At 74.3% G+C, this 19,123-nt stretch carries 16 protein-coding genes; 12 read left to right on the plus strand and 4 right to left on the minus strand.

Features of this window, described 5'->3' with window-relative positions; translation table 11 throughout:
* Window positions 1–151: 151 nt before the first annotated feature.
* Window positions 152–1,507, minus strand: a complete 1,356-nt coding sequence (gene gabT / locus ACWDRR_RS31775; protein ID WP_449775709.1) for a 4-aminobutyrate--2-oxoglutarate transaminase — start codon at window positions 1,505–1,507, stop codon at window positions 152–154.
* Window positions 1,508–1,747: 240 nt separating this feature from the next.
* Here gabT and ACWDRR_RS31780 point away from each other — a divergent pair, with 240 nt between their 5' ends.
* The 3 genes from ACWDRR_RS31780 to ACWDRR_RS31790 all read left to right on the plus strand — a co-directional run bounded on the left by ACWDRR_RS31780 (window position 1,748) and on the right by ACWDRR_RS31790 (window position 7,169).
* The gene (locus ACWDRR_RS31780) at window positions 1,748–3,820 is read left to right on the plus strand and encodes an ATP-binding protein (protein WP_449775710.1); all 2,073 of its coding nucleotides are present in this window, start codon (window positions 1,748–1,750) and stop codon (window positions 3,818–3,820) included.
* 136 nt (window positions 3,821–3,956) lie between these two features.
* Window positions 3,957–5,525, plus strand: a complete 1,569-nt coding sequence (locus ACWDRR_RS31785; protein WP_387891407.1) for a PucR family transcriptional regulator — start codon at window positions 3,957–3,959, stop codon at window positions 5,523–5,525.
* 201 nt (window positions 5,526–5,726) lie between these two features.
* A complete protein-coding gene (locus ACWDRR_RS31790) occupies window positions 5,727–7,169 on the plus strand; it encodes an aldehyde dehydrogenase family protein (RefSeq protein ID WP_449775711.1) in 1,443 nt (480 codons plus the stop codon).
* A 73-nt stretch (window positions 7,170–7,242) separates the two neighbouring features.
* Here the strand turns inward: ACWDRR_RS31790 and ACWDRR_RS31795 are convergent, their stop codons facing one another.
* Window positions 7,243–7,908 (minus strand): NAD(P)H-binding protein, encoded by a 666-nt coding sequence (locus tag ACWDRR_RS31795; protein WP_449775712.1) that lies wholly within the window; start codon window positions 7,906–7,908, stop codon window positions 7,243–7,245.
* Window positions 7,909–8,098: 190 nt separating this feature from the next.
* On the opposite strand from ACWDRR_RS31795, the gene dxr reads away from it, so the two are divergent.
* From dxr to ACWDRR_RS31820, 5 genes are all read left to right on the plus strand, one after another.
* On the plus strand, window positions 8,099–9,343 hold the full coding sequence (gene dxr, locus ACWDRR_RS31800; protein ID WP_449775713.1) for a 1-deoxy-D-xylulose-5-phosphate reductoisomerase: 1,245 nt from the start codon (window positions 8,099–8,101) through the stop codon (window positions 9,341–9,343).
* 58 nt (window positions 9,344–9,401) lie between these two features.
* A complete protein-coding gene (locus ACWDRR_RS31805) occupies window positions 9,402–10,706 on the plus strand; it encodes a M50 family metallopeptidase (protein WP_449775714.1) in 1,305 nt (434 codons plus the stop codon).
* Between the two features lie 140 nt (window positions 10,707–10,846).
* Window positions 10,847–12,007 (plus strand): flavodoxin-dependent (E)-4-hydroxy-3-methylbut-2-enyl-diphosphate synthase, encoded by a 1,161-nt coding sequence (gene ispG, locus ACWDRR_RS31810; protein ID WP_449775715.1) that lies wholly within the window; start codon window positions 10,847–10,849, stop codon window positions 12,005–12,007.
* A 138-nt stretch (window positions 12,008–12,145) separates the two neighbouring features.
* Window positions 12,146–13,021, plus strand: a complete 876-nt coding sequence (locus ACWDRR_RS31815) for a GNAT family N-acetyltransferase (protein WP_449775748.1) — start codon at window positions 12,146–12,148, stop codon at window positions 13,019–13,021.
* Window positions 13,022–13,075: 54 nt separating this feature from the next.
* Window positions 13,076–13,651, plus strand: a complete 576-nt coding sequence (locus tag ACWDRR_RS31820) for a GNAT family N-acetyltransferase (RefSeq protein ID WP_449775716.1) — start codon at window positions 13,076–13,078, stop codon at window positions 13,649–13,651.
* On the opposite strand, the gene ACWDRR_RS31825 is transcribed toward ACWDRR_RS31820, so the two are convergent.
* Window positions 13,624–14,541, minus strand: a complete 918-nt coding sequence (locus ACWDRR_RS31825; protein ID WP_449775717.1) for an aminoglycoside phosphotransferase family protein — start codon at window positions 14,539–14,541, stop codon at window positions 13,624–13,626. The genes ACWDRR_RS31820 and ACWDRR_RS31825 overlap by 28 nt on opposite strands.
* 132 nt (window positions 14,542–14,673) lie before the next feature.
* Window positions 14,674–15,186 (minus strand): ferritin-like domain-containing protein, encoded by a 513-nt coding sequence (locus ACWDRR_RS31830; RefSeq protein ID WP_449775749.1) that lies wholly within the window; start codon window positions 15,184–15,186, stop codon window positions 14,674–14,676.
* Between the two features lie 966 nt (window positions 15,187–16,152).
* On the opposite strand from ACWDRR_RS31830, the gene rimP reads away from it, so the two are divergent.
* From rimP to ACWDRR_RS31850, 4 genes are all read left to right on the plus strand, one after another.
* Window positions 16,153–16,719 (plus strand): ribosome maturation factor RimP, encoded by a 567-nt coding sequence (gene rimP / locus ACWDRR_RS31835; protein WP_449775718.1) that lies wholly within the window; start codon window positions 16,153–16,155, stop codon window positions 16,717–16,719.
* 57 nt (window positions 16,720–16,776) lie between these two features.
* Entirely contained in the window at window positions 16,777–17,790 is a 1,014-nt protein-coding gene (gene nusA, locus ACWDRR_RS31840) for a transcription termination factor NusA (protein ID WP_449775719.1), read from the plus strand.
* 139 nt (window positions 17,791–17,929) lie between these two features.
* Entirely contained in the window at window positions 17,930–18,178 is a 249-nt protein-coding gene (locus ACWDRR_RS31845; protein ID WP_449775720.1) for a YlxR family protein, read from the plus strand.
* Between the two features lie 249 nt (window positions 18,179–18,427).
* Window positions 18,428–19,123 (plus strand): translation initiation factor IF-2 N-terminal domain-containing protein (locus ACWDRR_RS31850; protein ID WP_449775721.1); only part of this gene is annotated, 696 nt, incomplete at its 3' end.

A 19,123-nucleotide genomic window follows, 5' to 3' on the forward strand; every position in this document is an offset into this window, starting at 1 on the left:
GCCCCGCACACCAGGACGAACCCGCCCGTACAGACCGAACGGCCCGCGGGGACGAGGAGTCCCCACGGGCCGTTCAGTGCTGTCCGGAATCCCTCCGGCGGGTCGGAGTCACCCGGTCACGGGTGTGCGGGCCCGGTCGGGCGCCGCGGGCTCAGACGGTGGCGAAGGCGTTCTCCAGGATGTCCAGGCCCTCGTTCAGCAGGTGCTCCGGGATGACCAGCGGCGGCAGGAAGCGCAGCACGTTGCCGTAGGTGCCGGCGGTCAGGACCACCAGGCCCTCGGCGTGGCACGCCTTGGCGATGGCCGCGGTGGCCTCCGCGTTCGGCTCCTTGCCGCCCGGCTTCACCAGCTCCACGGCGATCATGGCGCCGCGGCCGCGGACCTCGCCGATGCGCACCGAGTCGTTGTCGGCGAACTTCTCCTGCAGGGCGCTCAGGCGACCCAGCATGATCTCGCCGATCCGCTGCGCCTTGCCGTTGAGGTCCTGCTCCTTCATGGTCTCGATGGCGCCCAGCGCGGCGGCGCAGGCCACCGGGTTGCCGCCGTAGGTGCCGCCCAGGCCACCGGCGTGCGCGGCGTCCATGATCTCGGCGCGACCGGTCACCGCGGCCAGCGGCAGACCGCCGGCGATGCCCTTCGCGGTGGTGATCAGGTCCGGGACGACGCCCTCGTCGTCACAGGCGAACCACTGGCCGGTGCGGCAGAAGCCGGTCTGGATCTCGTCCGCCACGAAGACGATGCCGTTGGCCTTCGCGTACTCCACGATCGCCGGCAGGAAGCCCTTGGCCGGCTCGATGAAGCCGCCCTCGCCCTGGATCGGCTCGATGATGATCGCGGCGACGTTCTCGGCGCCGATCTGCTTGTTGATGATGTCGATCGCCTGGGCGGCGGCCTCGGCGGCGCAGTTCTCCGCACCGGTCAGCCAGCGGTACGGGTAGGCCACCGGCACGCGGTGGATGTCCGGGGCGAACGGACCGAAGCCCTGCTTGTACGGCATGTTCTTCGCCGTCAGGCCCATGGTGAGGTTGGTGCGGCCGTGGTAGCCGTGGTCGAACACCACGACGGCGGTGCGCTTGGTGTAGGCGCGGGCGATCTTCACCGCGTTCTCGACCGCCTCGGCACCCGAGTTGAACAGCGCGGTGCGCTTGTCGTGGTCGCCCGGGGTCAGCTCGTTCAGCTGCTCGGCCACGGCCACGTAACCCTCGTACGGGGTGACCATGAAGCAGGTGTGGGTGAAGGCGGCCAGCTGCTCGGTCGCCTTGGCCACCACGGCCGCGGCGCTGTTGCCGACGTTGGTCACGGCGATGCCGGAGCCGAAGTCGATCAGCGAGTTGCCGTCCACGTCCTCCAGCACGCCGCCGTTGGCACGGGACACGTACACCGGCAGGGTGGTGCCGACGCCGGCCGCCACCGCACCCAGCTTGCGGGCCTGCAGCTCCTGCGACTTCGGACCGGGGATCGCGGTGACCAGGCGGCGCTCCTGCGGGAGCGGCGTTGCGGCGCTCATGGGTTTCTCCAGACTTCTCGGCTCGGTGCTTCGCAGGCTACGGCGGCCCTCCCCGGCCGGGCATGCGCCACTCGGTAGCACTGGGCCGTCCGACTTGTCCGAGGCGGCCAGCGCAGGGAGTGCGACTACCGGCAGCCCTCGCTCCACTACATTGAGCGCGGGCGTGTCGCCGGTGCGGCGGCATGGGTATGGCGGGACCGACGGCGGTCGGGCCGGGCGGGCGAGGGAGCGGGGCCGTACATGGGACTGGACGGGGCACGGGGCCACGGCGAGCGGACCACCGCCGCACCTGCGACACCCATGCCGCACCAACGCCCCCGCCGGCCTGCGGCACCCCCGCCCTTCGATCTTCCCACCTGGGTCGCCGCCCCCCGCCCCGAGGCCGCCCCGGGCGTCTACCGGCAGGGCTACGTCGAGGTCGACCCCGACCGGGCGGAGGACGCCAAGGTCCCGACCTGGCCCCTCCTCCTGCGGGCGGGCCTGAACGCGGTGGTGGGGTGGCTGGCGTATGTGTACGGGGTCGAACTGGCCAAGTACGCGACGACACTGATCGGTGTGCTGCCGACCCGGTCGGCCTTCGTGGCCGTGTCGGTCATCCTGACCCTCAACGTCCTCATGCTCGCCGTCGTGATCAAGGTCTTCGGCCGGATGGGCCGCTGGCCCGAGGTGTGGCGGCGGTACGTGGCGCCGCTGATGGCGCGCACGGTGACCACCGAGGAGCCCGCCGAGGAGGGCACCGCGGCGCAGGCCGAGCGGACGCGTGACCCGTGGGCGGCGCTGCGGCTCGGCGGGGCGGCCGCGGCGGCGGCCCGGCTGGACGGCGAGCCCACCGGGGACGTCGACTACGTGCGGATCCAGCGGGCGTGGGAGTCGGCCCAGGCCGACCCGGTGTTCGTGCCGGCCTTCGTCGAGCAGGTGGCCGCCCGGGGCGCGGCGGCGTTCGCCCACCCCTCCGAGGCGCGCGAGCTGGCCGGGCGGGACGAGCAGCACGACCTGCTGCTGAGCCAGGTGCGGCTGGGCACCGCGCAGGACGTGCCGAAGAACCCGTTGACGCACCGGGCGGCCGGTTTCGCGCTGGACCCGTCGCTGCTGGGCACCTCGCTGCTGGCGGTCGGCCCGGCGGGCACCGGGAAGACGGCGCGGCTGGCCCGGCCGGTGGCCGAGGCGCTCTGCCTCCAGGCGCTGGCCGGCACGGCGTGCGCGGTGGTGATCGGCGCGGCGGACGCGGAGCTCGGGCCGGACGCCTGGTACGACGTGGTGATCGCGCCCGGGGACCAGGGGTCGGCGTACGGGCTGGACCTCTACGGCGCGGTGCAGGACCCGGACGAGGCGGCGGCCCGGCTGGCCGAGGCCCTGCTGCCGGACGAGCTGACGGCCCGCGCCGAGACCGCCCGGACGGCGCTGCAGCAGGTGGTCGGCCCGTTCCGGGCCGGGTTCGGCCGCTACCCGGCGGTGCGTGAGCTGCGGGCGCTGCTCGGCGGCGAGCCGGAGGCGCTGGAGGCCCTGGTGAAGGCGCTCCGGGCGGCGGGCCGGCTGGGCGCGTACGAGCGGGACCTGGAGCAGCGGGAGCGCCAGCGCGGCCGGGCGGACGACCCGGGGGCGCTGCTGGCGGACCGGTTGGCGCTGTTGGACCGGCCGGCCTTCGAGGGGGCGTTCGCGACGGACGGCACCGGCCGCCCGCCGTTCGCGATGCGGGTGCTGGACCACCCGCTGCGGGTCCGGGTGAAGTTGCCCGAGCGCAGCCACCCGGAGGCGGCGCGGATGCTGTCGCGGCTGGTGGTGGGCCAGTTCGTGCAGGCCGCGGCGGCCCGGGAGGACCGCTCGCTGTTCGCCGGCCTGGTGGTCGACGACGCCTCGGCGGCGCTGGACGCGCACATCGTCCGCGGCTTGCAGCGGCTGCGGGCGGCCAACGCCGGCGCCGTGCTGCTGCTGCGGACCCTGGTCGACCTGCCCGAGGCGCTGCGGGCGCCGCTGTTCGGGGCGGTCGGCTGCCGGATGGTGTTCCCGGGGATCGCGCCCTGGGACGGGCGGCTGTTCTCCGAGGCCTGGGGCACGCATCTGGTCCGGGAGACGGCGGTGACGCACGCGCCGGACACCTCGGGCGGTCTGGTCCGCCGGGCCGGGCGGTTGGGGCGCAAGGCGCTGTCGGGGACGACGGCGCAGACCGAGTCGGTCACCACCCGGGACGTGGAGCGGCTGCGCTGGTCGCCGTCGGATCTGGCGCACGCGCTGCCGGCGGGGCACGCGGTGGTCTCGCTGACGGCGGTCTCGGGCGAGCAGGTGCCGCCGTTGCTGGTCGATCTGCGGGGCTGAAGCTCGCCTCCGAGGTGGATTCGGCAGTGCCGGTTGTCCGGAGCGTCCATAATGAGAGGAGAGACCCCCACCAGATTCCCCAGCCCTCTCCTCGCCCGGCCGCAACGGCGCGGTCAGGTCGTCCCCCGAAGGTGCCATGCCTCCCACACTCGCCTCCGTCGTCCGCAACACCTCGCTCCATCTGACGGTCCTCGCCGGTGCGGACCACCTGGAGCGGCCGGTCCGCTGGGTGCACACCAGTGAGCTGGACGACCCGACGCCGTTCCTCGAGGGTGGTGAGCTGCTGCTCACCACCGGAATCAAGCTGGGCCGCACCGCCGCCCGGCTGCAGGCGTACGTGCACCGGTTGGCCGACGCGGGCGTGGTGGGGCTGGGCCTCGGGGTCGGCCTGTCGCACACCGAGGTGCCGCAGCCGCTGGTGGAGGCGGCCGCCCAGCGCGGGCTGCCGCTGCTGCGGGTGCCGGAGCCGACGCCGTTCATCGCGATCAGCAAGGTCGTTTCGGCGGCGCTGGCCGCCGAGCAGTACGAGGCGGTCACCACCAGCTTCGAGGCGCAGGAGGAGCTGACCCGGGCGGCGCTCGGCAAGGACGGCACCACGGCCGTGGTGCGCCGGCTGGCGGCCCGGCTGGGTGGTTGGGCGGCGCTGTACGACGGTTCGGGCGCGCTCTCGGTGGTGGCCCCGGACTGGGCGGCGCGCCGGGCCGGCCGGCTGGCGGCCGAGGTGGACCGGCTGCGCCGGCGCCCGGCGCCGTCGAGCGCCGCGCTGCAGGGGCGGTCGCCGGGGATAGACACCGCGGACGAGGACTACGTGGTGGTCCAGTCGCTGGGGGCGGACCGCCGGGCCCGCGGGTTCCTCGCGGTCGGGACCGAGGACCGGATCACTCCGACCGAGCGGTACGTGCTGAACGCGGCGGTGGCGCTGCTGACCCTCACCCTGGAGCGCTCGCGCGAGCTGCGCCAGGCCGAGGAGCGGATGGGCGCGGCACTGCTGCGGATGGTGCTGGCGGGCGAGGTGGCGACCGCGCGGCAGGTGGCGGCCGGGCTCTTCGGCGGCCTGCCGGAGGGGACGGTCCGGGTCATGGTGGCCGGTGCCGGCCAGGGCGTGGACGCCGCGGAGGCGCTGGGCGAGCTGGGCGACCGGGCCGAGCAGGCCGGCGCCCGGGTGGGGGAGAAGCTGCTGGTGGCGCGCGAGGAGGGCGGCGCGCACGGGCCCCGGCTGATGGTGCTGGCACTGGACAACGGCGCGGTGCACCGGGCCTGCCTGGGTGCGGTGGAGGAGCACGAGGGCCTGTCGCTGGGGGTCTCGGCGCCGGCCGCGCTGGAGGAGGCGGGCACCGCGAACGCGCAGGCCGAGCGGGCGCTCGCGGTGGCGCTGCGCGGCGGCCGCCGTTCGGTGGACCACGAGGAGGTGGGCGCCGGCTCGCTGCTGCCGCTGCTGGGCGAGGACGCCGTGACGGCGTTCGCGGAGGGGCTGCTCCGCCCGCTGCGGGACCACGACCGCACCGCCCGCGGCGACCTGGTGGCGTCGCTGCGCGCGTGGCTCTCCAGACACGGCCAGTGGGACGCGGCCGCCGCCGATCTGGGCGTGCACCGGCACACCCTGCGCTACCGGATGCGGCGGGTCGAGGAGCTGCTCGGCCGCTCGCTGGACGACACCGATGTCCGGATGGAGCTCTGGCTGGCCCTCCGCTCCGGCGAGGAGTAAAGCCCGCGGGGGCACCCGGGTCACACCAGCGGCCCGGCGAACGGCCCGGCGTACCGACCCGTCCGCTGGACGGGATGGAGTGGCAGCGGTGGCGAACGCTACTTCGTGGCCAACCCGGTCGGCGCGCCGCCGCCCCTACCCTCGATTCTGGTTCCACGTCCGTGGGGCCGTGAGGACGACGAGGAGAGGGCCGGTACCACGGTGACCACCACGTACGATTTCTGGCTGGCCGGCCGCCGGGCGAGCGGCGACGCCGACTTCGAGGTGCACAACAGCTGGGACGGCCGCCTGGTCGGCAAGGTCGGCGTCCCCACCGAGGCCCAGGTCGAGGAGGCGCTGGACGCCGCCGTGGCCGCGCTGCCGGTGTTCGCCGCGACCCCCGCGCACGTGCGGTCCGCCGCGCTGGACCACGTGGCCAAGCGCCTGGCCGAGCGCACCGAGGAGATCGCCCAGCTGATCACCGCCGAGAACGGCAAGCCGATCAAGTGGGCGCGCGGCGAGGTCGGCCGTGCCGTCTCCGTCTTCCGCTGGGCCGCCGAGGAGGCGCGCCGCACCAACGGCGAGACCATGCGGCTGGACACCGACCCGGGCGGCGTGGGCCGTTTCGCGGTGGTGCGCCGGTTCCCGCGCGGCGTGGTGCTGGGCATCGCCCCGTTCAACTTCCCGCTGAACCTGGTCGCCCACAAGGTCGCCCCGGCGATCGCGGTCGGCGCTCCGATCATCCTCAAGCCGGCTCCGGCCACCCCGCTCTCCGCGATGGTGCTGGGCGAGATCCTGGCCGAGACGGACCTGCCGGCCGGCTCCTGGAGCGTCCTGCCGGTGCCGAACGACCGGATGCCCGCCCTGGTGCAGGACCCGCGCCTGCCGGTGATCTCCTTCACCGGTTCGGACAAGGTCGGCTACCAGATCATGGACTCGGTGCCGCGCAAGCACACCACCCTGGAGCTCGGCGGCAACGCCGCGGCCGTGGTGCTCGCCGACTGGTCCTCCGAGGCCGACCTCGACTGGGCCGCCACCCGGATCGCGATGTTCGCCAACTACCAGGGCGGCCAGTCCTGCATCTCGGTGCAGCGCGTGATCGCCGACGCGTCGGTCTACGACGCGCTGGTGGAGAAGGTCGTGGCCAAGGTCGAGGCCCAGGTCACCGGTGACCCCAACGACGACGCCACCGATGTCGGCCCGCTGGTCGACGAGAACGCCGCGAAGCGGGTGGAGTCCTGGGTGGACGACGCCGTCGCCAAGGGCGCCAAGGTGCTCACCGGCGGTACCCGTGAGGGTGCGACCTACGCCCCGACCGTGCTCGCCGAGCTGCCCGCCGACGCGATCCTGGCCAAGGCCGAGGTGTTCGGCCCGGTGCTGTCGCTGCACAGGGTCGACGGCACCGACGAGGCCTTCGCCGCGGTCAACGACTCCGCCTTCGGCCTGCAGGCCGGCGTCTTCACCCACGACGTGCAGACCGCCTTCCGCGCCCACCGGGAGCTGGAGGTCGGCGGTGTGATCATCGGCGACGCGCCGTCCTACCGCGCCGACCAGATGCCGTACGGCGGCGTCAAGGACTCCGGCGTCGGCCGCGAGGGCGTCAAGTACGCGATGGACGACTACACCGTGGAGAAGGTCCTGGTCCTCACCGGCCTCGACCTCTGATCCCGGCGGTCCGAGGGGCCCGGCACCACCGCACTGCGGCGGTGCCGGGCCCCTCGGCGTGTCCGGGGGAGGTTCAGGCGCGGCCGGCCGCGGCCGCGACGGCCTCCGCCACCGTGGCGTTGCCGGCGACCAGCTCCAGGGTCTGCCCGGCGGTGCCCGGTTCGTGCAGCAGCTCGGCCAGGACGGCGGCCACGTCGGCCCGGTCCACCGCGCCGCGTTCGACCGAGGGGGCGAGCCGGACCAGACCGGTGCCGGGGCCGTCGGTGAGCCGGCCGGGGCGCAGCACCGTCCAGTCCAGCGCGGTGCGGGCGCGGACGGCGTCGTCGGCGGCGCCCTTGGCCCGCAGGTAGGTCTCGAAGACCGGGTCGGCCGGGTAGGTGGCGTGGGCGTCGGCCCCCATCGAGGAGATGATCAGGTAGCGCCGTACACCGGCGAGTTCGGCGGCGTCGGCGAGCAGGACGGCGGCGTCGCGGTCGACGGTGTTCTTGCGGGCGGCGCCGCTGCCCGGGCCGGCGCCGGCGGCGAAGACCACGGCGTCGGCGCCGGTGAGCAGCGTGGCGAGTTCGGGGGCGGTGGCGTTCTCCAGGTCGAGCGGCAGCGGCTCGGCTCCGGCGGCCACCAGGTCCTCGGCCTGTTCGGGGCGGCGGATGAGGCCGGCGGGGCGGTCGCCGCGCTCGGCGAGCAGCCGTTCCAGCTTGAGCGCGATCTGTCCGTGGCCTCCGGCGATGACGGTACGCATGGCTCCGACGGTAGCCCGGGCGTCCGGCGGCGTCCTGCGGAGGAGGAATCCCGCGCAGGAGCGGGGTCTGCGCAGGAGCGGGGTCCGGCGGAGCCGGGGAAGTCCTGCGGAGCCGGGGGCCGGCGCAGACGGGCGTCCTGCACAGGAGGGGAGTCCTGCGGATCCCGCCGGGCAGGACACAATGGGCACCATGACTTCGCTCGCCCACCCGCAGCTGCGCTTCACCCCCGTGGTGAAGGACCCTTCCGCTCCCCGGGAGTTGGTGATCCTCGGCTCGACCGGTTCGATCGGCACCCAGGCCATCGACGTGGTGCGCCGCAATCCGGACCGGTTCCGTGTGGTCGCCCTGTCGGCGGCCGGTGGCCGGGTGGACCTGCTGGCCGAGCAGGCCCTGGAGCTGGGCGTGCACACCGTGGCGGTGGCCGATCCGGCGGCGGAGCCCGCGCTGCGCGAGGCGCTGGCCGCGAAGGCCGCCGGCCGTCCGCTGCCCGCCGTGCTGACGGGCCCCGACGCGGCCACCGAGCTGGCCGCGACGGAGTGCCACTCGGTGCTGAACGGCATCACCGGGTCGATCGGCCTGCGTCCGACGCTGGCGGCGCTGCGGGCGGGCCGGGTGCTGGTGCTGGCGAACAAGGAGTCGCTGATCGTCGGCGGCCCGCTGGTGAAGGCGGTGGCGAAGCCCGGGCAGATCGTGCCGGTGGACTCCGAGCACGCCGCGCTGTTCCAGGCGCTGGCCGGCGGCACCCGGTCCGAGGTCCGCAAGCTGGTGGTCACCGCGAGCGGCGGCCCGTTCCGCAGCCGTACGCGCGAGCAGCTGGCCGGGGTGACCACGCAGGACGCGCTGGCGCACCCGACCTGGGCGATGGGCCCGGTGGTGACGATCAACTCGGCCACCCTGGTCAACAAGGGCCTGGAGGTGATCGAGGCGCACCTGCTGTACGACGTGCCCTTCGACCGGATCGAGGTCGTGGTCCATCCGCAGTCGGTGGTGCACTCGATGGTGGAGTTCACGGACGGTTCCACGCTGGCGCAGGCCAGCCCGCCGGACATGCGGATGCCGATCGCGCTGGGTCTGGGCTGGCCGGACCGGGTTCCGGACGCGGCCCCCGCCTGCGACTGGACGAAGGCCGCCACCTGGGAGTTCTTCCCGCTGGACAACGAGGCCTTCCCGGCGGTGGAGCTGGCCCGCGAGGTGGGCTCGCTGGGCGGGACGGTCCCGGCGGTGTTCAACGCGGCGAACGAGGAGTGCGTGGAGGCCTTCCTGAAGGGCCGCCTCGCCTTCACGGGAATCGTGGACACTGTTGCCAAGGTCGTGGCCGAGCACGGACAGTACGACAGCGGGCGCGGCGCGGCGGGAACTTCCCTGACCGTCGAGGACGTCCTGCACGCGGAGGACTGGGCCCGGGCCCGGGCCCGCGAGCTGGCGGCGGGCTGACGGCTCCGGCCGCGGTACGACAAGACGACGAGCGGAGCGCAATGACGGAGGGCCAGCGGTGGCAACGGTTTTGACGGTGGTCGGCATCCTGGTCTTCGCGGTCGGGCTGCTCATCTCGATCGCCTGGCACGAGCTCGGCCACCTCTCCACGGCCAAGCTGTTCGGCATCAGGGTGCCGCAGTACATGGTCGGCTTCGGCCCGACCGTCTGGTCCCGCCGCAAGGGCGAGACCGAGTACGGCATCAAGGCGATCCCGCTGGGCGGGTACATCCGGATGATCGGGATGTTCCCGCCCGGTGCGGACGGGCGGATCACCAAGCGCAGCAGCTCGCCCTGGCGGACCATGATCGAGGACGCCCGGGAGGCCTCCTACGAGGAGCTCCAGGAGGGTGACGAGAGCCGGCTCTTCTACAAGCGCAAGCCGTGGAAGCGCGTCATCGTCATGTTCGCCGGCCCGTTCATGAACCTGATCCTGGCGTTCGGGCTCTTCCTGACCGTGATGATGGGCTTCGGCGTCTCGATGACGGTGCCGACCATCGGCACCGTCGCGCAGTGCGTGGTCAAGGCCGGCCAGCCGACCGACAGCTGCCCGGCCGACGCGCCGAAGACCCCCGCCGCCCAGGCCGGACTGCGGCCCGGCGACCGGGTGGTCTCCTTCGACGGCGACCGGATCGGCGACTACGACCAGCTCCAGGCGGACATCCGTCGGTCGGCCGGGAAGACCGTGCCGATCGTGGTCGAGCGCGACGGGCAGCAGCTCACCCTCAACCCGACCATCGCCGTCAACGACGTCCAGAAGTACGACGGCAACGGGATGCCCGTCAAGGGCGAGACGGTGCAGGCCGGGTTCCTCGGCTTCACCCCGACCAGCGGTGTCGTCCGGCTCGGTGTGGGGCAATCCCTCGACCGGATGTACGACATGGCCGAGAGCGGTGTGAAGTCGCTGGTGGCCCTGCCGGGCAAGGTCCCGGGCCTGTGGAACTCGGTGGTGGACGGCGCCCCGCGCGACGTCGACTCGCCGATCGGCATGGTCGGCGCCGCCCGGGTCAGCGGCGAGGTCTTCTCGCTCGACATCCCGGGCACCCAGCGGATCGCGTACTTCGTGAACCTGCTGGCCGGCATCAACCTGTCGCTCTTCCTGTTCAACATGCTGCCGCTGCTCCCGCTGGACGGCGGTCACATCGCCGGCGCCCTCTGGGAATCGGTCCGCCGCCGGTTCGCACAGCTGTTCAAGCGGCCCGATCCGGGGCCGTTCGACGTCGCCCGGCTCATGCCGTTGGCCTACGTCGTGGCCAGCGTCTTCATCGGATTCACCCTGCTGGTTCTGGTCGCCGACCTGGTCAACCCGGTCAAGATCAGCTAGTCGCCGGGTACGGCTGGTGTGCCCGGGCCCACCACCGTGCCGTACCGTTGGTGGCCGGGCGCGCGTTTCATCGGCGCGCCCGGCCCAGGCCGTCGAACGGCCGGACCGACCACACCTCAACCCCGGGGAACCCTGCGCACATGACCGCGATCTCGCTCGGTATTCCGTCCCTGCCGCTCAAGCCGCTCGCCAAGCGCCGTGTCTCCCGGCAGATCATGGTCGGCAGTGTGCCGGTCGGCGGCGATGCCCCCGTCTCCGTGCAGTCGATGACCACCACGGTGACCTCGGACATCAACGCCACGCTGCAGCAGATCGCCGAGCTCACCGCCTCGGGCTGCCAGATCGTGCGGGTCGCCGTTCCGTCCCAGGACGACGCCGACGCCCTGCCGATCATCGCCAAGAAGTCGAAGATCCCGGTCATCGCGGACATCCACTTCCAGCCGAAGTACGTGTTCGCCGCGATCGACGCCGGCTGCGCCGCGGTCCGCGTCAACCCGGGCAACATCAAGGCTTTCGACGACAAGGTCGGCGAGATCGCCAAGGCGGCCAAGGGCGCCGGCATCCCGATCCGGATCGGCGTCAACGCCGGCTCGCTCGACAAGCGCCTGCTGGAGAAGTACGGCCGGGCCACCCCCGAGGCGCTGGTCGAGTCCGCGCTCTGGGAGTGCTCGCTCTTCGAGGAGCACGACTTCCGCGACATCAAGATCTCGGTCAAGCACAACGACCCGGTCGTGATGATCAACGCCTACCGCCAGCTCGCCGCCGCCTGCGACTACCCGCTGCACCTCGGCGTCACCGAGGCCGGCCCCGCCTTCCAGGGCACCATCAAGTCCGCGGTCGCCTTCGGCGCGCTGCTCGCCGAGGGCATCGGCGACACCATCCGGGTCTCGCTGTCGGCCCCGCCGGCCGAGGAGATCAAGGTCGGCAACCAGATCCTGGAGTCGCTCGGCCTGCGCGAGCGCGGCCTGGAGATCGTCTCCTGCCCGTCCTGCGGCCGCGCCCAGGTCGACGTCTACAAGCTCGCCGAGGAGGTCACCGCCGGCCTGGAGGGCATGGAGGTGCCGCTGCGCGTCGCCGTCATGGGCTGCGTCGTCAACGGTCCCGGCGAGGCCCGCGAGGCCGACCTCGGCGTCGCCTCCGGCAACGGCAAGGGCCAGATCTTCGTCAAGGGCGAGGTCATCAAGACCGTGCCCGAGTCGAAGATCGTCGAGACCCTGATCGAGGAGGCCCTCAAGCTGGCCGAGCAGATGCAGGCCGAGGGCGTCGAGTCCGGTGCCCCGACCGTGACCGCCGCGGAGTGACCGGCGGGCAGTAGTTTTCCGGAAGCGGGGCCGTCCGTGCGCGGACGGCCCCGCGGCCGTAGCCGGGTGGGGCCACGGAGTAGGGTGCGGCCAGAGTCGTCTCAGTGAGGTGCTGTCTCGATGCTCGATCGAGGTGTGATGCTCCCCAGCTCGTTCCAGGCCGCCCGCGCCCTGGCGACCACGCGCGTCCTGGAGCCCCCCGACCTCGCGGACACCCTGGCGGTGCTCCACCGCGACCCGGTCGCCAACGCCTTCGTCGCGACCCGGGTCGAGGCCGTCGGGCTGGACCCCTGGCGCCTCGGCGGCGAGATGTGGGGCTGGTACGACGAGCGCGGCGAGCTGGACGCGCTCTGCTACGCCGGCGCGAACCTGGTCCTGGTCAACGCCGGTCCGCAGGCCGTGCAGGCCTTCGCCGAACGGGCCCGCCGCCAGGGCCGCCGCTGCTCGTCGATCGTCGGCCCGGCCGAGGCCACCGCCGCCCTCTGGGCGCTGCTGGAGCGCAGCTGGGGCCCGGCCCGCGAGGTCCGCGCCCACCAGCCGCTGCTCGCCACCACCACGCCGTCCGCCGAGATCGCGCCCGATCCGCTGGTGCGCCGGGTGCGGCGCAGCGAGGTCGAGACGCTGATGCCGGCCTGCGTGGCGATGTTCACCGAGGAGGTCGGGGTCTCCCCGCTGGCCGGTGACGGCGGGCTGCTCTACCAGGCCCGGGTCGCCGAACTGATCTCCACCGGGCGCTCGTTCGCGCGCTTCGCGGAGGACGGCCAGGTGGTGTTCAAGGCCGAGATCGGCGCCGTCACCGAGGGCGCCTGCCAGATCCAGGGCGTCTGGGTCGACCCGGCCCACCGCGGCCGCGGCCTCTCCGAGACGGGCATGGCCGCCGTCCTGGAGATCGCCCTGCGGGAGGTCGCCCCGGTGGTCTCGCTCTACGTGAACGACTACAACCTGCGGGCCCGCGCCGCCTACCGCCGGGTCGGCTTCCGCGAGGTGGGGGCGTTCATGAGCGTCCTGTTCTGATCTCCTTGGCACCTACGCCCGCGCGGGGGCCGGACGGGTAGTAACGTCCGGGGCATGGATCAGCTGACCGGGGTGACGATCGAGGCCATCGACCTTGCGGCATGGGCTCCGCAGGCGCTCGACGTCCAGGCGGTGGCGTTCGGGCTGACCCCCGAAGAGGTCCTGGTCCGGCTGCACATCGTCGGGCGGCACGCCCAGCAGCCGGGGGTGATCGCGCTGGGCGCGCTCAGCGGCGGTCGGCTGGTCGGCTTCGGGTACGGCATGCCGAACCGCCGGGAGCACTGGTGGAGCACCGTGATCCAGCCGTACCTGGAGACCCGCGGGTACGGGGCCTGGCTGGACGACGTGTTCGCGATCACCGAGCTGCACGTGCTGCCCGACTTCCAGGGGCAGGGCATCGGCTCCACGCTGATCAGGAGCCTCTGCGCGCGGTCCGGGCTGCCGCGCACCATCCTCTCCGCGATCGACGCCGAGACGCCCGCCCGCCGGCTCTACCGCGCGCTGGGCTACCGGGACCTCGCGCGCGCGGTGCACTTCCCCAACACCGAGCGCCTGTACGCGGTGATGGGCGCCGAGCTGCCGCTGCTGGGGCCGGCGCCGGCTCAGAGCGCGCCGGCGAACTCCAGGTAGAGCTCGGCGTCCTCCCGGCGGCCCGCGGCCAGGGCGCGCAGGCCGAGGTCGGTGGCGCGGAACAGCGTCCAGCCGCGCAGCCGTTCCCGGTCCACCTCCAGGGCGTCCGCGAGCCGGTGCAGCCGGCGGCGGACGGCGGCGGGGACGCCCGGGGAGCCGACCAGGGTGTCCGCCCGGTCCAGGGCCAGCCGGGCCAGGTCGTAGGCGCGCTCGCCGACCAGCGGCCGGGGGTCGATCGCCAGCCAGGGCGCGCGGTCGGCGGCGAGCACGTTGCCGTGGTGGAAGTCGCCGTGCAGCAGGATCGCCTCGTCGCCGGAGGCGAGCAGCCCCTCGGCGGTCTGCAGCGCCTCGGTCACCAGTGCGGCGGCCTCGCCGGCGCCGGGCAGCTCGGCGCGACGGCGCAGGTCGGCGGCGGTCGCGCCAGCCCGGTCGGCGAGGGTCGCGAAGCGGTGGTTCCCGGGCGGCTCGACCCAGAGCCGGTGGAGCAGGCTGGTGGCCTCCAGCATCGCCTTCGGCTCGGCCAGCGAGCGCAGCGGGATCTCGCCGTGCAGCCGCTCCAGCAGCAGTGATCCCTCGGCGGGGTCGGAGTCGAGCAGCAGGACGGCGCCGCGGCCGGCCCACACGGCGAGGGCGGCGTGCTCCCGGTCGGTCTCCGGGGTGACCAGCCCGGTCTTGAGGACGGCGGGGCTGAGGTCGTCGCGGTGCACGTAGGCGACCAGGCTCAGGCTGCCGCCCGGGTCGATCACCCGTTCCAGGGTGAGGTCCCAGCGCGCCAGCCCGGCGCCGACCCGGGCGGGCAACCGGGCCAGCCAGCGCCGCCCCTCCTCGTACGTGCCGACGCTTCGCGCCAGCCACTCGGGGACGGTGATCTGCCCTGGTGCTGCCGACATGCTGGCCTTCCGGTTGCCGCTTCCCCCGTGGTGCTACCCGTCCATTGTCGGTCATGGCGGTGAAACCGCAGGTCAGCGGTCGGGCGGAGCGGTACCGACGGCGTGCCCGCAGGTCGGGGCGGTGGCGGGAGGTCAGCCGGTGGGCGTGGCGGTGGCGCTCCCGGTGGTGGCGGGGGACGCGGTGGCGGGGTCGGGCAGGCCGGGGAACGCGGTGGATGCGGCGCCCCAGCGGCGGGCGCGCAGCGCGCACTCGCGCAGCGCGTCGGCGGCGGTCGCGCGCTGGGGCCCGGTGACGGCGGCGACCAGGTCGGCGTAGACCGAGGTGAGCCTGCTTTCGAGGTGGGCGGCCAGCCGGGCGGCGCCGGCCGCGTCGCCGACGGCGAACGGCAGCTGGTAGCCGGCGGCCGCCGCGCTCGGTGTGGCGCCGGCCCCGCCGAGGAGGCGCTGCCAGGCGTCCCGCCGGGCCTGGTGGGCGGCGAGGGCGGTCCGCGCGTCGGTGCGCTGCTGGTCGTCGGGGAGCCGGGCGCCGACCACGCCGTACCCGTAGACCGCGGCGTGCTCGGCGCCCAGCGCGCCCTGGAGCGCCGCCAGCGCCTCCGGGCCCGGGGCGCCGGTGGACGCGGCCGGTGGGGCCGGCGGTGACACCGGCCCGGAGGCGGACCCGGAGGCGCTCGGGGAGGCCGTGGAGGACGCCGTGGCGGGCCCGCTCGGCGGATCGCCCGGCCCGGGCGGCGGCGCGGCCGCCGGGGCGGTGTCGCCGAGGGCGACGGCGTGCAGCACCCCGGCCGCGGAGACCGAGGCGAGCAGCCGGGCCAGCTGCGGCGAGGCGGCGCCGAGGTCGGCGAGCCGGGTCTGCGCGGTCTGCCGCTCCAGGGCGGCGAGCGCGGCGGTGGTGGTGACCGTCGAGGCCGGCGCGGTGGCGGCCGGCGTTCCCGACGGGGCCGCGGAGCCGGACGCCGGGCCGGACCCCGTCCCGGCGGCGGACGGCGGGGCGGACGGCGGGGCCGAGGCGCCCGGGAGCCCGGCGGCGAGCGCCGCCCGGTGCTGGACCACCTCGGCCCGCAGCGGCTGGAGCAGCCCGGCCTGCCCGGCCCCGGGCCCGGCCAGCAGGGCGTCGTACCCGGCCAGCAGCGCGTCGGTGGCGCTGACGGCGCGCTGGCGGACCGGCTCGTCCGGGTCGGGCCGGCGGCCCTCGCCCCGGCCGCCGCCGTCGTCCCCGTCGTGGGAGTCGGTGCAGGCGGTGAGGGCGCCACCCGCGGTGAGGAGCAGCCCGAGGGCCAGGAAGGTCCGTCGGCTGGGCGGCTGCATCGGCGTCACTCCGGGGCGTGTACGGGAGGACGGCCGGCCCGCCTGCCCTCGTTGGCGTGAATGATTACAGAATCCTCACGTGTCCGGCTCCGGATTCCCAGGCCCCGGGTGGTGGCCCACCGGTGTGACCTTGCTCGCAGTGGGTGGCGCCGGGGCGTCCGCGCGTGGTCCGGAATCGGTGGTTGGTGCCTTCACCGGATAGGCTTTGGGCCGAGCTGCCGCGACCCGGCCTGCGCCCGACCGGCGCCGGGCGGCGCGGTGCGCCCTCTGACAACAGCAGACGCGGCCGAGGAGTCCACCCGGATGAGCACCACCCACATCGACCGGCTGCGTGCGTTGCTGGAGCCGTTGGCCGCCCAGGCGGACCTGGACCTGGAGGACGTCGTCGTCACCCAGGCGGGCAACCGCCGTCAGGTGCAGATCGACGTGGACGCCGACGGCGGCGTGGATCTGGACGCCATCGCGGAGTTCAGCCGGATCGTCGGCGAGGCTCTGGACGAGTCCGATGTGATGGGCGCCGGCGCCTACGTGCTGGAGGTCGGCTCGCCGGGCGCGGAGCGCCCGCTGGTCGAGCCCCGCCACTGGCGCCGGGCCGAGGGCCGGCTGGCCGCCGTCCACCTGGTCGACGGCGGGGAGATCGTCGCCCGGGTGCTGGAGGCGGACGAGGACGGCGCGCTGGTCGAGGTGCAGCCGGTGAAGGGCCGCGGCCGGCCCAAGGAGCGCCGTCTGGAGTACACCGAGGTGGCCCGGGCGCGCGTCCAGGTGGAGTTCAACCGCAAGGACGACAAGCTCCTCGACGAGGCCCCGGACTTCGTGGACGACGACTCGGCGGACGACGGCGCCGAGGAGGGGGACGACGGTGGGCAGTGACGACCTGCACACCGACCGCACCATGACGAACGTGACGAAAGACGAGGAGGCGTAGCCGTGGACATCGACATGAGTGCCCTGCGCACGCTGGTCAACGAGAAGAACATCCCCTTCGACCTGCTGGTCGAGTCCATCGAGTCGGCCCTCCTCACCGCGTACCACCGCACCGAGGGCTCGCGCCGCCGCGCCCGCGTCGAGCTGGACCGCAAGTCCGGCCACGTGACGGTCTGGGCGACCGAGGACCCGGCCGAGCTGGACGAGGGCGTCGAGCCCAAGGAGTTCGACGACACCCCGAGCGGCTTCGGCCGGATCGCGTCCAGCATCGGCATCCAGGTGATGATGCAGCGCCTGCGCGACGCCGCCGACGACCAGACCTTCGGGGAGTACGCGGGCAAGGAGGGCGACATCGTCACCGGTGTCGTCCAGCAGGGCAACGACCCGAAGAACGTGCTGGTCGACATCGGCAAGCTGGAGGCCATCCTGCCGCCGCAGGAGCAGGTCCCGGGCGAGGACTACCGGCACGGCACCCGTCTCAAGTGCTACGTGGTGGCCGTGCGCCGGGGTGTCCGCGGCGCGTCGGTGACGCTCTCGCGCACCCACCCCAGCCTGGTGAAGAAGCTGTTCGCGCTGGAGGTGCCGGAGATCGCCGACGGCAGCGTGGAGATCGCCGCGATCGCCCGCGAGGCCGGCCACCGCACCAAGATCGCCGTCTGGTCGCGCCGCTCCGGGCTGAACGCCAAGGGCGCCTGCATCGGCCCGATGGGCAGCCGGGTGCGCGCGGTGATGGGCGAGCTGCACGGCGAGAAGATCGACATTGTCGACTGGTCCGAGGACCCGCGCGAGATGGTCGCCGCGGCGCTGTCCCCCGCACGGGTGACGAGCGTGGAGATCGTGGACCTGCAGCAGCGCTCCGCACGGGTGATCGTGCCGGACTACCAGTTGTCGCTGGCGATCGGCAAGGAGGGCCAGAACGCCCGCCTGGCCGCCCGCCTGACGGGCTGGCGGATCGACATCCGGCCGGACACCGAGGGGCAGTCCGACGACGGCGGCCGGGAGTCCTCGGGCGAGTAGTCGCGCTCGAGGGCACCATCGTTCTACAGCCCCCCGCCGTTCCACCCGGATCGGCGGGGCGGCGCCATGTCCCTTCGGAGGGGTAGACTTGCCTTCGTCTGGCCGGACGCACGTCCGAGCACGCCCGGAACGCACCTGCGTGGGCTGCCGCAAGCGCGCGGCCAAGCACCAGCTGTTGCGTGTCACGGCGATCGAGGGCGTCTGCGTCCCCGATCCCCGTGGCGCACTGCCGGGCCGGGGCGCACACCTGCACCCCGATCCGGCCTGCCTCGACCTCGCGGTCCGCCGTCGGGCGTTCCCCCGGGCCTTCCGGCTCCAGGGCGCGCTCGACACGGAGCGGCTCCGCGGGTACATCGAGGAGCGGGCAGGCGACACCCCGGCGCCCTGAGCTTCCTCAGGCCGGTCCGGCGGGCACCTCCCTGTTACGGCCGCCGCTCCACGCGGCGGAGAACCACCGCACCAAGCACAGTGCGCGGGCAGCCGCGCGCCGTGCCACCAGTCAGGTACCTCGCGAAGTGGAAGTAGGTCGAGATTGCGATGAGCACTCGATGAGTACGCGATGAGTACGCGATGGGTACGCCCATGAAGTAGCGACAGTCCGGCGGACGAGACCCCCGGACTCATAGACAGGAGTGAAGTGGCTAAGGTCCGGGTTTACGAACTCGCCAAGGAGCTTGGCTTGGAGAGCAAGGCCGTCATGGCCAAGCTGACCGAGCTCGGTGAGTTCGTCCGTTCGGCGTCCTCGACGATCGAGGCGCCGGTCGTGCGCAAGTTGACTGACGCTCTGGGAGTCGCCCCCACTGGTGGCGCTGCCAAGCCTGGCCCGCGGAAGCCCGCGGCGCCCCAGCCCGCCGGTGGTTCCGCCGCCGGTGCGGCCGCACCCAAGCCGGGTGCCCCGACCCCGGGTCCGCGCCCTGCCGCGACCCCGGGACCCCGTCCCACCCCCGCCGCCGCGGCGCCCGCCGCCCCGGCCGCGCCCGTCGAGGCGGCTCCGGCCGCCCCGCGTCCGGCCGGTGCGCCGACCCCGGGTCCGCGTCCGGCGGCTCGCCCCGCCACGCCCGCGGCTCCGGCTGCTCCGGCGGCGGAGTTCTCCTCCCCGGCCCCGGCCGAGGAGACCCAGGCCCAGCGCCCGGCCGCCCAGGCCCAGCGTCCGGCCGGTCCGGCCGCCGGCAGTGGTGCCCGTCCGGGCCCGCGTCCGGCCGGCCCGCGTCCGGGCAACAACCCGTTCACCTCGGGCAGCGCGACCGGGATGGCCCGCCCCGGCGACCGCCGTCCGGCCGCGCCCGGTGCGCGTCCGGCCGCCGGTGCCCCCGGCGCCGGTGACCGCCCGCGT

This window comes from Kitasatospora sp. NPDC003701, from assembly GCF_053587085.1.

Coding starts and splice junctions, on each gene's coding strand:
- gabT (WP_449775709.1), bottom strand. CDS start 1,507: ATGAGCGCCGCAACGCCGCTCCCGCAGGAGCGCCGCCTGGTCACCGCG.
- ACWDRR_RS31780 (WP_449775710.1), top strand. CDS start 1,748: ATGGGACTGGACGGGGCACGGGGCCACGGCGAGCGGACCACCGCCGCA.
- ACWDRR_RS31785 (WP_387891407.1), top strand. CDS start 3,957: ATGCCTCCCACACTCGCCTCCGTCGTCCGCAACACCTCGCTCCATCTG.
- ACWDRR_RS31795 (WP_449775712.1), bottom strand. CDS start 7,908: ATGCGTACCGTCATCGCCGGAGGCCACGGACAGATCGCGCTCAAGCTG.
- dxr (WP_449775713.1), top strand. CDS start 8,099: ATGACTTCGCTCGCCCACCCGCAGCTGCGCTTCACCCCCGTGGTGAAG.
- ispG (WP_449775715.1), top strand. CDS start 10,847: ATGACCGCGATCTCGCTCGGTATTCCGTCCCTGCCGCTCAAGCCGCTC.
- ACWDRR_RS31815 (WP_449775748.1), top strand. CDS start 12,146: ATGCTCCCCAGCTCGTTCCAGGCCGCCCGCGCCCTGGCGACCACGCGC.
- ACWDRR_RS31820 (WP_449775716.1), top strand. CDS start 13,076: ATGGATCAGCTGACCGGGGTGACGATCGAGGCCATCGACCTTGCGGCA.
- ACWDRR_RS31825 (WP_449775717.1), bottom strand. CDS start 14,541: ATGTCGGCAGCACCAGGGCAGATCACCGTCCCCGAGTGGCTGGCGCGA.
- rimP (WP_449775718.1), top strand. CDS start 16,153: ATGAGCACCACCCACATCGACCGGCTGCGTGCGTTGCTGGAGCCGTTG.